Genomic DNA, 12,827 nt, shown 5'->3' with positions numbered 1-12,827 from the left:
GTAAGTTTTCATCAGTATCAGCTACGTCGTTACAACCTGATACGATAAACGCGATGACAATTTCGGCGCATCTGTTCAATGCGCAGCAATTGACGTTTGGCTACGTTCCAGTGAGCCGGTCACCTAGTGCATGTCTCCCCAAAGCAGGAATCGGTTTTGGGAGACATGCGCAAGAACAAAGAGATAGAGCATTTCCAACGATTCAAACGAGACGGGAAATGCTCTGGCAATCACGATCTTGCGAGGACATGCCGTCCTTGTCGCAGATCAAAGATCGCAAGGTCGGTGAGGTCTTGAATACCTGAGTAACACCATTGCTCAGGAGTTCTCATGATACGCCTTTCCAGACCCTCGTACACAGCCGTGGCACTCGCATTTCTGGCGGTGACCGGGACATCAGCCCTCGCATCTGGTTCGCACGAGCATCCGGCGGAAAACGGCAGTGTCAAAGCTCCACTCAACATTGTCCGTCCGGCGAATGACCTGGCGCCGCCAATTAGAAGAAGCGAGCCAGCGACCATCAAGGTAAAGCTCGATACCGTCGAGGTGACGGGACAGCTCGCAGACGGCGCAGCCTACCACTACTGGACGTTCAACAAGAAGGTCCCCGGCCCGTTCGTGCGCGCCCGAGTAGGTGACACGATCCAGGTGGAGCTCTCCAACAAGGCCGACAGCAGCGAACGTCACAGCGTAGACTTCCACGCTGTGACCGGGCCAGGCGGCGGAGCGGCGGCGACCGATGCCGCACCGGGTGAAACCAAGGCCTTCTCGTTCAAGGCGCTGAAACCGGGGCTGTACGTCTATCACTGTGCTGTGCCAATGGCCGCACATCACATCGCCAACGGTATGTATGGCCTGATCCTCGTCGAGCCGGCAGACGACCTGCCGCCCGTTGACCGGGAGTTCTATGTAATGCAGGGCGAGCTCTACACGTCGCAGCCATACGGATCCAAGGGGAAGCTGACCGAGAGCGTCGAACGCCTGCTCAAGGAAGACCCGGAGTACTATGTCTTTAACGGGGCTGCCAATGCACTCACAGGCGACAATGCCCTGACGGCGAAGGTCGGCGAAACCGTACGCATCTACTTCGGTGTCGGCGGACCCAACAAGACGTCGAGCTTTCATGTGATCGGAGAAATCTTCGACAAGGTTTATCAGCTGGGCTCCTTGACGACGGAGCCGCTATCCGATGTCCAGACAATTTCGGTCCCACCGGGAGGCGCGGCGGCGGTCGACATCAAGCTGGAAGTTCCCGGCGAATACACCCTGGTGGATCACGCGCTGTCGCGAGCGGCACGCGGGTTGGTCGGAACGCTTGTCGTGAGCGGCGAGAACCGTGCCGAACTTTTCCAAAGTGCCATACCTGTCACGACCGAAGTGGAGCAGGGCGAACACAACGCTCATTGATTGGGATTGGTTCTTGTGGGATGGACGCCCTTCCGACGGCCTTAATGTGGCAGAATGGATTTGTTGAACACCATTGAGGAGAGGGCGTCCATCCCTACAAAGCCATATTGGTCGGACGCCGGGTGTCAGGGTGCAAGAGTGCGCAGATAGGCCATCAGTTCACTGGCCGTGTCGCTGGCCCGTTCCGGCTGACGGGAGACGATCGCCTCGATCAGTGTCGCATGGGCATTGGCAGAACCGGCTATGCCGGTCGATGGGCGAAGGCGGAACCAGAAGCGGCGGCTGTGGGTTTGCAGGGGGGCTGCAATACGCGCGGCATAGGGATTGCTCGCCGCCGCGCCCAGAACAATATCGAATGCCTTGTCGGCATCGAGAAACAGGGCCACATCCTCGTTGGGGATGGCCTGCCGCATGGCGGCTGCAGCGGCTTCAAGCCGTTCATAATCGCGAGGGCTGCCAAAGCGGGCAGCATCGCGCGCCAGAACGCGCTCGACACCTTCGCGGGCATCCAGCACCTTGATGAAATCCGTCGGATCGATGGCCGCGATGGCAATGCCTGAGCGCGGACGCACTTCCACGAGACCTTCCCAGGCGAGCCTCTGAATGGCTTCGCGCATCGGCGTGCGGCCCATGCCGGTCAGCTCGATCAGTGTGCGCTCGTTGACAACGGTGCCCGGTTCGAGTTCCAGTGTGACGATGGAGCGCTCCAGAATGCGATAGGCTTGCTCGGCGAGGCTTTCGCTACCCCAGCTATCCATGGTCGCCAACGGCATGTTTGCCGAGCTCCGCGTCAACCTGTCTCGAACGTTTGCTTCTTCCATGCCTGTCCATGCCCTGTGGTTACGACGATTGACATAGTGCAATCTTACAGATATATCTCTGATATATCAATATGAGGTGATTTGAGTTTGTCGATCCCTAACTTTGCCTTTGTGGCTTTTTCAAGCGATGGCGAACTTTCAGCACAGTGTCATTCCAAAAAATCGATGGACAGAGCCGAAAGGCTGGCATTGAACATACTGAACGCCAATTGCTCGAAGCGTCGACATTGTCCGGTTCTTTGGCAAGGCTATAGGCAAAAATGAATCCGGTGGGGAGCCGCACAAGATGAAATCTGATCCGCAGGGTCAGCAGGATATTCTCATTATCGGTGGCGGTATTGTCGGGGTTGCCACTGCCGCCTTGCTTGCCGAGGCTGGGCGCGAGGTTTTGGTCGTCGACAGAACCGGCATTTGCGAAGAGACCAGTTCTGGCAATGCTGCGGCGCTCGCTTTTTCGGACATTCTTCCGCTGGCCTCCAAGGGCGTCATGCGCAAGGTGCCAGGCTGGCTGATGGACCCGCTTGGTCCGTTTACGATCCGTCCTTCCTATTTTCCCAAAATGGTGCCGTGGCTCTACCGCTTCTGGCGCGCAAGCAGCGCGGATGCATTAGCGAAAACCGCGATTGCACAGGCCGACATCATGCGTCTTGCCGGCAGCGAGATGATGGCGTTAATCGACAGGGCAGGGCTGCGCGGGAGATTGCGCGAGAACGGCAATCTGGAGCTTTATGAAAGCGAAGCCGAGCTTGCTGCCTCCCAGCCGGGCTGGGATGTTCGCGAACAGGCCGGAATTGCCTATGAACATGTGCGCGGTGACCGGCTTGCCGAACTGCAGCCCGGCTTGAGCCCGCGTTTCGTTGCCGGAACTTTCGTTCCCGGCTGGAAGAATGTCAGCGATCCGAAACTGTTCGGCAAGGCCATCTGGGCCTATGCCCAGAGCAAGGGTGCGCGCTTCCTTCAGGCCAAAGTCACGAATGCGAAGCCGGGCCATGGCGGGGCGAGCGTTCATCTTGAGGATGGAACGAAAATCAAGACGACGCATCTTGTCCTCATGGCGGGCGCATGGTCTCGCGATCTTGCCAAGGGCTTTGGTGATGCGGTGCCGCTCGATACAGAACGCGGCTACAACACGACGCTGCCGGTGGGCAGTTTCGATGTGAAACGGCAATTGACCTTTCCTGGCCATGGCTTTGTCATCACGCCGATGGAAACCGGCCTGCGTGTCGGTGGTGCGGTGGAATTCGGCGGGCTCGACCTGCCACCAAATTTCGCGCGATCTGAAGCCATGCTTAAGAAGGCTTCCATGTTTCTGCCGGGCTTTCGGACAGAAGGCGGGCGACAGTGGATGGGCTATCGGCCATCCATGCCGGATTCCGTACCGGTCATCGGCCGGGCCTCGGCAGGTGGCAACATCTATTACGGCTTCGGCCATGGCCATCTCGGCCTCACGCAATCGGCGGCAACCGGGCGGCTTATCCGTGATCTCATCACGGGGGCCGCGCCTGCAATCGACATTGAACCTTTCAAGCCACAACGTTTTCGGAACTGACCATCATGGCAAGACATTCCTTCTTCTGCGTCGACGGACACACATGCGGCAACCCCGTGCGTCTCGTGGCTGGCGGCGGGCCGAACCTCGAAGGTTCGACCATGATGGAAAAGCGCGCGCATTTTCTGCGCGAGTATGACTGGATCCGTACTGGTCTTATGTTCGAGCCGCGCGGCCATGACATGATGTCCGGCTCCATTCTCTACCCGCCGACACGTCCTGATTGCGATGTCGCGGTGCTTTTTATTGAAACCTCGGGGTGTCTGCCGATGTGCGGTCACGGCACCATCGGAACCGTGACGATGGCGATAGAGCAGGGGCTGGTGACGCCGAAGACGCCGGGCAAGCTCAATCTGGATACGCCTGCCGGTCTGGTGGCGATCGAGTATGAGCAGAACGGCCAGTATGTCGAGCGCGTTCGTCTCACCAATGTTCCGGCTTTCCTTTATGCTGAAGGACTTGAGGTCGAATGCCCGGACCTTGGCAACCTCAGGGTCGATGTGGCTTATGGCGGCAATTTCTACGCTATCGTCGAGCCGCAAGAAAATTACACCGATATGGAAGATTATTCCGCGCTGCAGCTGATTGCCTGGAGTCCGATCCTGCGTGAGCGGTTAAATGAGAAGTACAAGTTCCAGCATCCGCTGCTGCCGGATATCAACCGTCTGAGCCATATTCTGTGGACTGGGAAGCCGAAACATCCGGAAGCGCATGCTCGCAATGCCGTCTTCTACGGCGACAAGGCAATCGACCGTTCGCCATGCGGAACCGGTACGTCTGCGCGCATGGCGCAACTGGCTGCCAAGGGCAAATTGAAGCCCGGCGACGAGTTTGTGCATGAATCCATCATCGGGTCGCTTTTCCATGGCCGTGTGGAACGTGCTACCGAAGTTGCAGGCCAGGACCGCACATTGCCGGCGATTATTCCTTCAATTGCGGGCTGGGCACGCATGACGGGATATAATACGATCTTCATCGACGACCGTGATCCCTTTGCACATGGGTTTACGGTCGCGTAAAGTGGGTACGGTCGGTAATTTTAATGCTGGCCCCCAATTTTTTGGCTTTTCGGCCATGTAGAAAGTATGGAATAAGGCGTCCTGGGTAGGAGAAAAAAACATATACAGGACGTTTAGTAGGGGACATAACTAGTTTGTGGAGGGATGATGCCCTTAGTCTTTTGTCTGAGGCAAAAGGGGGTTGCATTCCTCTATACAGCCGTTAGGTGTAAAGAGCCGGGAATAACATGAAGGCGCACGAAATAAAGATGCGTCAATAAAATCCCGGGCGGTAAAATGGGTGGCTTCTCGATGGAATATTTCTTCCAGCAGGTGATCAACGGGCTCGCGCTCGGCTCGATCTATGGCCTGATCGCCATCGGCTACACGATGGTCTATGGCATTATCGGCATGATCAACTTTGCTCATGGCGATGTCTTCATGCTCGGCGCCTTCATGGCGCTGATTGTTTTTCTCATGATCACAACCTTCATTGGAGCATTGCCGATTGCGCTGATGCTTCTTCTGATGATGATCGTCGCCATGTTGCTGACGGGTTTGTGGAGTTGGACGATCGAGCGCGTGGCCTACCGGCCGCTGCGTGGTTCGTTTCGCCTCGCACCGTTGATCACGGCTATCGGCATGTCGATTGCCTTGTCCAACTTCGTACAGGTAACGCAGGGTCCGCGTAACAAACCGGTGCCTCAGCTGCTGAACGGTTCCTACAATATCATGGGAACCAACGTGACGATCTCGCTGAAGCAGATTGTGGTCATTGTGGTGACAGCCGTGCTGCTGACGATCTTCTGGTATATCGTCAATCGCACCTCGCTTGGTCGCGCGCAGCGTGCCTGTGAGCAGGATCGCAAAATGGCAGCGCTTCTCGGCATCAATGTCGATCGGGTCATTTCGCTCACCTTCGTGATGGGTGCGATGCTCGCGGCTGTGGCCGGTACGCTCTACCTTTCCTTCTATGGCGTGATTTCCTTTGCCGACGGGTTCATCCCCGGCGTGAAGGCGTTCACGGCGGCAGTTCTGGGTGGTATCGGATCGCTTCCGGGTGCTGTGGTCGGTGGCTTGCTCATCGGTCTCATCGAGGCATTGTGGTCGGCGTATTTCTCGATCGACTACAAGGACGTTGCCGCGTTTTCGATCCTCGCCATCGTGCTGATCTTCATGCCGTCCGGCATTCTTGGCCGTCCTGAAGTCGAAAAGGTTTAATCATGGCTGCACAGTCGAGTTCACGCCCGGATTCCCTTTTTGGCCGGGCCATTCGTGAAGGGTTCTTCGCCGGTCTTCTGGCTCTGGGTCTCTTCTGCCTCATCATCGGTTTCAAGACCGATCAGAACATCAACAACGAGCTGGTGCTCGTTCAGCGCTGGGGCGCACTGGCCGTCATGGTCGCGCTCGCTGCGGTTGGTCGTTTCCTGTTCGTTGCATTCCTTCAGCCAACGCTGGAGGCGCGCAAGCTTGCCAAGAGCAAACAGCCGACCGCTGCGGTCGACGAAAGCCCGTCTTTCGTGCGCCGCAACTTCTCGCGCCTCGGCGTTGCCTTCCTTTTTGTCTACCCGGTCCTGATCGTCACCTTTCTGGGCTGGCAGGGATCGCTCAAATGGGTCGATAATTTCGGCGTTCAGATCCTCATCTATGTGATGCTGGCCTGGGGCCTCAACATCGTGGTGGGCCTCGCTGGTCTTCTCGATCTGGGTTACGTCGCCTTCTATGCAGTCGGCGCCTATTCCTATGCACTGCTGTCGGCCTATTTCGGTCTGTCCTTCTGGATGCTGCTGCCGATTGCCGGTATTCTCGCCGCGACATGGGGCGTCATTCTCGGCTTTCCGGTCCTGCGTCTGCGCGGTGACTACCTCGCCATCGTGACGCTTGCATTCGGTGAAATCATCCGTCTGGTGCTCATCAACTGGACAGATGTCACCCGCGGCACCTTCGGCGTTTCCGGCATTGCCAAGGCAACCTTCTTCGGCCTGCCTTTCAATGCCAGCAAGGACGGTTTCGCCGCTCATTTCGGCCTCACCTTCTCGGCGGCGCATTACAAGTTCTTCCTCTATTACGTCATCCTTCTGCTGGCGCTGCTGACGGCCTGGGTCACCATCCGTCTGCGCCGCATGCCGGTTGGCCGTGCTTGGGAAGCACTGCGTGAAGATGAAATCGCCTGCCGTTCGCTTGGCATCAACACTACCACGACCAAGCTCACGGCCTTTGCCACGGGCGCGATGTTCGGTGGTTTTGCCGGTTCCTTCTTTGCAGCACGCCAGGGCTTCGTCAGTCCGGAATCCTTCGTGTTTCTCGAATCTGCCGTCATTCTTGCCATCGTCGTTCTGGGCGGCATGGGCTCCCTGGTCGGTATCGCCATTGCTGCGATCGTCATGATCGGCGGCACTGAAATCCTGCGTGAAATGAGCTTCCTGAAAGCAATTTTCGGCCCAGATTTCACGCCGGAACTCTATCGTATGCTCATCTTCGGCCTTGCCATGGTCGTGGTCATGGTCTGGAAACCGCGCGGTTTCGTCGGAAGTCGAGAACCCAGTGCCTTCCTGCATGAGAAGAAGATGGTGTCGGGTGCCTTTACCAAGGAAGGGCACGGCTGATGGCGGAGATAAGCACTATGTCTGGCACTGCGCCTGATAAAGCCGAATTGGGCAACACTGAAAAAGACACGATCCTGCAGGTCGAGCATCTTTCGATGCGCTTTGGCGGTCTCGTCGCCATCAACGATCTGAGCTTCAATGTGAAGCGTGGGGATATCACGGCGATCATCGGCCCGAACGGTGCAGGCAAGACCACGGTCTTCAACTGCATCACCGGCTTCTACAAGCCGACGGGTGGCATGCTGACGATGAACCGGAAGACGGGCGACAAGTTCCTGCTGGAACGCCTGCCCGACTTCCAGATCACCAAGCAGGCCAAGGTGGCGCGTACCTTCCAGAACATTCGCCTGTTCTCGGGTCTCACTGTTCTGGAGAACCTGCTGGTCGCGCAGCACAACACGCTGATGCGTTCGTCGGGCTTCACGATCCTCGGTCTTCTCGGTTTGCCCGGCTACAAGTCTGCGGCGAAGGATGCGATTGAAAAGGCGCGTCACTGGCTGGAGAAAATCAACCTGATCGGTCGTGCGGACGATCCGGCAGGCGATCTGCCTTATGGCGATCAGCGCCGTCTGGAAATCGCCCGCGCCATGTGCACCGAGCCGGAAATTCTTTGCCTCGATGAACCGGCCGCCGGTCTCAATCCGCGTGAATCGGCAGAGCTCAACAAGCTCCTGCTCGATATCCGCAAGGAAACCGGGACGTCAATCCTGCTGATCGAGCACGACATGTCGGTGGTCATGGAAATCTCCGATCATGTGATCGTGCTGGAATACGGCACCAAGATTTCCGATGGCGCACCAGAAGAGGTCAAGAATGATCCGCGCGTTATTGCCGCCTATCTCGGCGTCGATGACGAAGAGATTGCCGAGCTTATCGAAGAGGCGGACAAGCCGGGCACCGGTGATGCGGCGGACTTCGTGGCGGCACAACTCGCCGAGGAAGCCATCGAGGAAGAAATTGCCGAAGAGACGGGCGAAGTGCCGTCCGGACGCGTTTCTCTCGCCGGTGGTCTGGCGGAGGCACGTGGTGGCAAGGCCGATAACCTGACTCTTATCAAGGGCATCGGCGCGGTCAACGAAAAGAAGCTTCACGAACACGGGATCTATCATTTCGATCAGATTGCCGCCTGGAGCGACGCGGACATTGTGGAAGCTGAAACCTATCTGGAATTCGATGGGCGTATCGCGCGCGAAGACTGGGTCGGGCAGGCCAAACAACTTGCCGCCGGTCAGGCGACAGAGTTCTCCGAGCGCGTTGAACAGGGTGATGTTCCGACGAGCCATAAGACTGCTCCCGTAAAGGCTGCCAAAAGCGGTGGTGCGAAACGCGCTAAGGCGCCGACAAAAGCACCGACTAAAACCGCGGCCAAGCCCAAGAAGGGAGGCGAATGATGCAGGCTGAAACCATGCAGAAAAAGCAACCGCTTCTGGCCGTCGAGAAGGTCGAGACCTATTACGGCAATATTTGTGCCCTCAAGGGCATTGACCTTACCGTCGATGAGGGCGAGATCGTCGCGCTGATTGGCGCTAACGGTGCCGGCAAGTCGACGCTTATGATGACGATCTTCGGCTCGCCGAAGGCGCGTACCGGCCGCATTCTCTTCAACGGCAAGGATATTACATCCATGCCGCCACATGAGATTGCCAAGCTGCGCATTGCGCAGTCTCCGGAAGGCCGTCGCATCTTCCCGCGCATGACGGTTCTGGAAAATCTCCAGATGGGCGCAAGTCTCGATCATCAGCAACACTTCGAAGAAGACGTGAAACTGATGTTCGACCTGTTCCCCCGCCTTAAGGAACGCATCAACCAGCGTGGCGGCACGCTTTCGGGCGGCGAACAGCAGATGCTGGCCATTGCCCGCGCGCTGATGGCGCGTCCGAAGCTCTTGCTTCTGGATGAACCGTCGCTCGGTCTGGCACCGCTGATCGTGAAGCAGATTTTCGAAGCGATCAAGGAACTGAACCGCACGCAGGGGCTGACGGTGTTCCTCGTTGAGCAGAACGCATTCGGTGCTCTCAAGCTCGCAGACCGTGGCTATGTGATGGTCAACGGCTCGATCACCATGAGCGGCGCTGGCCGCGAATTGCTGGCCGATCCGGAAGTCCGCGCCGCCTATCTCGAAGGCGGAAGGCACTAGGAGGATAAGATGCAGGGTATTCTCTACGAAGAATCGTCATTCTGGTTGTTTTTCCTCATCACCTGTCTGCTGGGCGGCTGGGCCGCCTGGATGACGGGACGTGCCTGTGCTTCGACGTGGCGCACCTATCCGCAGCTTCTGCTCTACCTGATCCCGCTGGGAGCTGCGGTGCGCTTCATCCATTTCGCACTGTTTGAGGGAACGCTTCTTTCGTTCCACTATTATCTGGTGGATACGATCGTCCTGATGATCATAGGTACGGTCGGCTTTCGCTTCACCCGCACCAAGCAGATGGTGCGGCAATATAGCTGGCTTTATGAAAAAGCTTCGCCTCTCAGCTGGAAGGCAAAATAATTTTAAAGCTTCGCCGTCATGCGGCGAAGCTTTTTTGTAAGATCACGTTGACAGTAATAAGATTCAGCGTAGATACTGCTGAGTATTCAGCAAGAAAATAAGGCGATGCAAAACATCGTTTCGGGGTAAATACAATGATGGGAGTTCCAACAATGAAGAAGTCACTTTTCTCAGGCGTTGCTCTTGCAGCAGTTATGGCTTTCGGGGGCTCGGCTTGGGCTGATGTTCTTGTCGGTATTGGTGCGCCGCTGACGGGCCCAAATGCCGTTTACGGTGCGCAGATCCAGAAGGGCGCGGAAGCGGCCATCAAGGAAATCAACGATGCGGGCGGCATCAACGGCGAAAAAATCGCGATCACTCTCGGCGATGACGTATCGGATCCGAAGCAGGGTATCTCGGTTGCCAACAAGTTTGCAGCTGATGGCGTGAAATACGTTATCGGTCACTTCAATTCGGGCGTTTCGATCCCGGCTTCGGACGTTTATGCCGAAAACGGCATTCTCGAAATCTCGCCTGCTGCGACCAACCCGGTCTATACAGAGCGCCAGCTCTGGAACACGTTCCGTACCTGCGGTCGCGACGATCAGCAGGGCATCGTGGCCGGTCAGTATATTTTCGACAATTTCAAAGACGGGAAAATTGCCGTCATTCACGACAAGACCCCTTATGGTCAGGGCCTTGCCGATGAAACCAAGAAGAAGCTCAACGAGCTTGGCGTCAAGGAAGCCGTCTATGAAGGCGTGAATGTTGGCGAGAAGGATTTCTCGGCTCTGATCGCCAAGCTGAAGCAGCAGGGCGTTACGGTCCTTTATTGGGGTGGTCTGCACGCTGAAGCTGGTCTGATTATCCGTCAGCTTGCCGATCAGGGGCTGAAGGTCCAGTTCATCTCTGGCGACGGTATCGTTTCCAACGAGCTGGCCTCCATCGCCGGCGATGCGGTTGCCGGTACGCTGAATACGTTCGGCCCGGACCCGCGCAATAACCCGAACAATGCCGATCTGGTGAAGAAGTTCCGCGATGCTGGCTTCGAACCGGAAGCCTACACGCTTTACTCTTACGCTGCCGTTCAGTCTCTGGCTGGGGCTGCGAAGGCTGCCGGAAGCAACGACCCGCAGGAAGTTGCCAAGGCGCTTAAGGAAAAGGGTCCGTTCAAGACCGTGCTTGGCGACCTGTCCTATGACGAAAAGGGCGATCCGAAGCTTCCAGGCTATGTCATGTACAAGTGGGAAAAGGGCGCTGACGGGAAATATACTTACATTCAGCAGTAAGTTTCGCTTACATTCTTTCCCGATGAATGGAAATGCCCGGCTTCAAGCCGGGCATTTTCGTTTCGATGGCGTCGGTCCGCATAAAGTCATGCGGAAAAAGCAAGATATAGACTAAATCATTACTTTACTTCGGTATTGAACGTGATTGTATCTAGCTTGATGACTGAATATAGGGCGAATCTCTATATCCAGTCTCGCGTTCTGGTGGGAGGACCAGTTTCAGCGCGGGCAGTTTCAAGCCCGAATTGCGTTTCTGGCGCTGATGCAGTCTCCCATTCGAATATCAGGTTTATGCAACGCCTCTGGTGTTGCTGTTCATGCCTGCAAAAAATGGCGGTCATCTGATCCTGTCAGACTGCCGCTCTGAATGACTATTTTGACGTGTGTCTCGAAAATCGTTTCATATCTTTCGGGATGCGCTTAGTGGGAGCAACTGAAATGAAGAAATCCTTATTCTGCGGCGTCTGCCTTTCGGCACTGGTTGTGATGGGTGGCGTGTCCTTTGCCGACATCCAGCTCGGCGTCGGCGCACCGTTGACCGGCAGCCAGGCAGCTTTCGGCGAGCAGATCAAGCGCGGTGTCGAAGCGGCTGTCGCAGAAGCCAATGCCAAGGGCGGCATGAACGGCGAGCAGATCACCATCGTCTATGGCGACGACGCTGCCGATCCGAAGCAGGGCATTTCGGTTGCAAACAAGTTCGTGGGTGATGGTGTTCAGTTCGTTATCGGTCACTTCAATTCCGGCGTCAGCATTCCGACGTCGGACATCTATGCTGAAAACGGCGTGCTGATGATCGCGCCCGGCACCACCAACCCGACCTTCACCGAGCGCGAACTTTGGAACACGTTCCGCACCTGCCGTCGCGATGACCAGCAGGGCATCGTTGCCGGCAAATATATCGCCGACAATTACAAGGACGGCAAAGTCGCGATCCTTCACGACAAGACCCCTTACGGTCAGGGCCTTGCCGACGAAACCAAGAAGTCGCTCAACGACAACGGCATGAAGGAAACGCTCTACGAAGGTGTAAACCAGGGCGACAAGGACTTCTCCGCGCTCATCTCCAAGATGAAGGCTGCTGGCATCACCGCTGTTTACTGGGGCGGCATGCATCCGGAAGCGGGTCTGCTCATCCGTCAGATGGATGATCAGGGCCTCAAGGCACAGTTCATTTCGGGCGATGGCATCGTTTCCAACGAACTTGCCTCGATTGCCGGTGATGCTGTTGGTGGTGTCATGAACACTTTCGGTCCCGATCCGCGCGACGACAAGTCGAATGCGGAACTGATCAAGGCATTCCGCGACAAGGGTTTTGAGCCCGAAGCCTATACCTTCTATGCCTATGCCGGTGTGCAGTCGCTGGTCAATGCCGCCAATGCTGCCGCAAGCAACGATCCGCAGGAAGTTGCAACCGCGATGAAGGAAAAGGGTCCGTTCAAAACGGTGCTTGGCGACATCTCGTTCGACGCCAAGGGCGATCCGAGCCTTTCGCCTTACGTCATGTTCGAATGGCGCAAGGGTGAAGACGGCAAGTATAATTACTTCCAGAAGTAATGGAGCATTTCCAGCAAAAGTGCGAAGCGGTTTTGCGTTGGATAATGCGAGAACACAGATGCTTAGAGCGGTTCTGATGATTGCTTCATAATAGGAACCGCTCTTGTGCCTGATATATTAGCATAAAGTGCTA

At 56.5% G+C, this 12,827-nt stretch carries 11 protein-coding genes; 10 read left to right on the top strand and 1 reads right to left on the bottom strand.

Features of this window, described 5'->3' with window-relative positions; genetic code table 11:
* The first annotated feature begins 330 nt into the window (after positions 1–330).
* Positions 331–1,407, top strand: coding sequence for a copper-containing nitrite reductase (gene nirK, locus ABDF71_RS13785; RefSeq protein ID WP_010661462.1), 1,077 nt, complete (start codon positions 331–333; stop codon positions 1,405–1,407).
* Positions 1,408–1,532: 125 nt separating this feature from the next.
* On the opposite strand, the gene ABDF71_RS13780 is transcribed toward nirK, so the two are convergent.
* Positions 1,533–2,228 carry a GntR family transcriptional regulator gene (locus ABDF71_RS13780; RefSeq protein WP_043061906.1) on the bottom strand — a complete coding sequence of 232 codons (696 nt, stop codon included), beginning with the start codon at positions 2,226–2,228 and terminating at the stop codon, positions 1,533–1,535.
* 286 nt (positions 2,229–2,514) lie between these two features.
* Between ABDF71_RS13780 and ABDF71_RS13775 the strand changes: the two genes are divergently transcribed.
* The 9 genes from ABDF71_RS13775 to ABDF71_RS13735 all read left to right on the top strand — a co-directional run bounded on the left by ABDF71_RS13775 (position 2,515) and on the right by ABDF71_RS13735 (position 12,694).
* Positions 2,515–3,777, top strand: a complete 1,263-nt coding sequence (locus ABDF71_RS13775; protein ID WP_433760857.1) for an NAD(P)/FAD-dependent oxidoreductase — start codon at positions 2,515–2,517, stop codon at positions 3,775–3,777.
* 5 nt (positions 3,778–3,782) lie between these two features.
* Entirely contained in the window at positions 3,783–4,796 is a 1,014-nt protein-coding gene (locus ABDF71_RS13770) for a 4-hydroxyproline epimerase (protein ID WP_010661459.1), read from the top strand.
* Positions 4,797–5,087: 291 nt separating this feature from the next.
* Entirely contained in the window at positions 5,088–5,996 is a 909-nt protein-coding gene (locus ABDF71_RS13765; RefSeq protein ID WP_010661458.1) for a branched-chain amino acid ABC transporter permease, read from the top strand.
* Positions 5,997–5,998: 2 nt separating this feature from the next.
* A complete protein-coding gene (gene livM, locus ABDF71_RS13760) occupies positions 5,999–7,381 on the top strand; it encodes a high-affinity branched-chain amino acid ABC transporter permease LivM (protein WP_010661457.1) in 1,383 nt (460 codons plus the stop codon).
* On the top strand, positions 7,381–8,772 hold the full coding sequence (locus tag ABDF71_RS13755; protein ID WP_500061631.1) for an ATP-binding cassette domain-containing protein: 1,392 nt from the start codon (positions 7,381–7,383) through the stop codon (positions 8,770–8,772). The genes livM and ABDF71_RS13755 overlap by 1 nt, the downstream gene beginning before the upstream one ends.
* The gene (locus ABDF71_RS13750) at positions 8,772–9,518 is read left to right on the top strand and encodes an ABC transporter ATP-binding protein (RefSeq protein ID WP_029376283.1); all 747 of its coding nucleotides are present in this window, start codon (positions 8,772–8,774) and stop codon (positions 9,516–9,518) included. Before ABDF71_RS13755 ends, ABDF71_RS13750 begins: the two co-directional genes overlap by 1 nt.
* 9 nt (positions 9,519–9,527) lie before the next feature.
* Positions 9,528–9,872, top strand: a complete 345-nt coding sequence (locus tag ABDF71_RS13745; protein WP_010661454.1) for a DUF6867 family protein — start codon at positions 9,528–9,530, stop codon at positions 9,870–9,872.
* 152 nt (positions 9,873–10,024) lie between these two features.
* Positions 10,025–11,140, top strand: coding sequence for a branched-chain amino acid ABC transporter substrate-binding protein (locus tag ABDF71_RS13740; protein ID WP_010661453.1), 1,116 nt, complete (start codon positions 10,025–10,027; stop codon positions 11,138–11,140).
* A gap of 438 nt (positions 11,141–11,578) precedes the next feature.
* Positions 11,579–12,694: a branched-chain amino acid ABC transporter substrate-binding protein gene (locus ABDF71_RS13735; protein ID WP_500061630.1), complete on the top strand. Its 1,116-nt coding sequence runs from the start codon at positions 11,579–11,581 to the stop codon at positions 12,692–12,694.
* Positions 12,695–12,827: the final 133 nt, after the last annotated feature.

Origin of the sequence: Ochrobactrum sp. WV_118_8 (assembly GCF_039631535.1) — a bacterium.
Classification (GTDB): domain Bacteria; phylum Pseudomonadota; class Alphaproteobacteria; order Rhizobiales; family Rhizobiaceae; genus Brucella; species Brucella anthropi.
Note: the sequence above shows the minus strand (reverse complement) of the source record. Positions and strands in the feature narration are given on the sequence as shown.

Bases quoted from the DNA above. Each gene is read 5' to 3' on its own strand.
- nirK (WP_010661462.1), top strand. From the start codon at position 331: ATGATACGCCTTTCCAGACCCTCGTACACAGCCGTGGCACTCGCATTT.
- ABDF71_RS13780 (WP_043061906.1), bottom strand. From the start codon at position 2,228: ATGGAAGAAGCAAACGTTCGAGACAGGTTGACGCGGAGCTCGGCAAAC.
- livM (WP_010661457.1), top strand. From the start codon at position 5,999: ATGGCTGCACAGTCGAGTTCACGCCCGGATTCCCTTTTTGGCCGGGCC.
- ABDF71_RS13775 (WP_433760857.1), top strand. From the start codon at position 2,515: ATGAAATCTGATCCGCAGGGTCAGCAGGATATTCTCATTATCGGTGGC.
- ABDF71_RS13740 (WP_010661453.1), top strand. From the start codon at position 10,025: ATGAAGAAGTCACTTTTCTCAGGCGTTGCTCTTGCAGCAGTTATGGCT.
- ABDF71_RS13765 (WP_010661458.1), top strand. From the start codon at position 5,088: ATGGAATATTTCTTCCAGCAGGTGATCAACGGGCTCGCGCTCGGCTCG.
- ABDF71_RS13755 (WP_500061631.1), top strand. From the start codon at position 7,381: ATGGCGGAGATAAGCACTATGTCTGGCACTGCGCCTGATAAAGCCGAA.
- ABDF71_RS13745 (WP_010661454.1), top strand. From the start codon at position 9,528: ATGCAGGGTATTCTCTACGAAGAATCGTCATTCTGGTTGTTTTTCCTC.
- ABDF71_RS13750 (WP_029376283.1), top strand. From the start codon at position 8,772: ATGCAGGCTGAAACCATGCAGAAAAAGCAACCGCTTCTGGCCGTCGAG.
- ABDF71_RS13770 (WP_010661459.1), top strand. From the start codon at position 3,783: ATGGCAAGACATTCCTTCTTCTGCGTCGACGGACACACATGCGGCAAC.
- ABDF71_RS13735 (WP_500061630.1), top strand. From the start codon at position 11,579: ATGAAGAAATCCTTATTCTGCGGCGTCTGCCTTTCGGCACTGGTTGTG.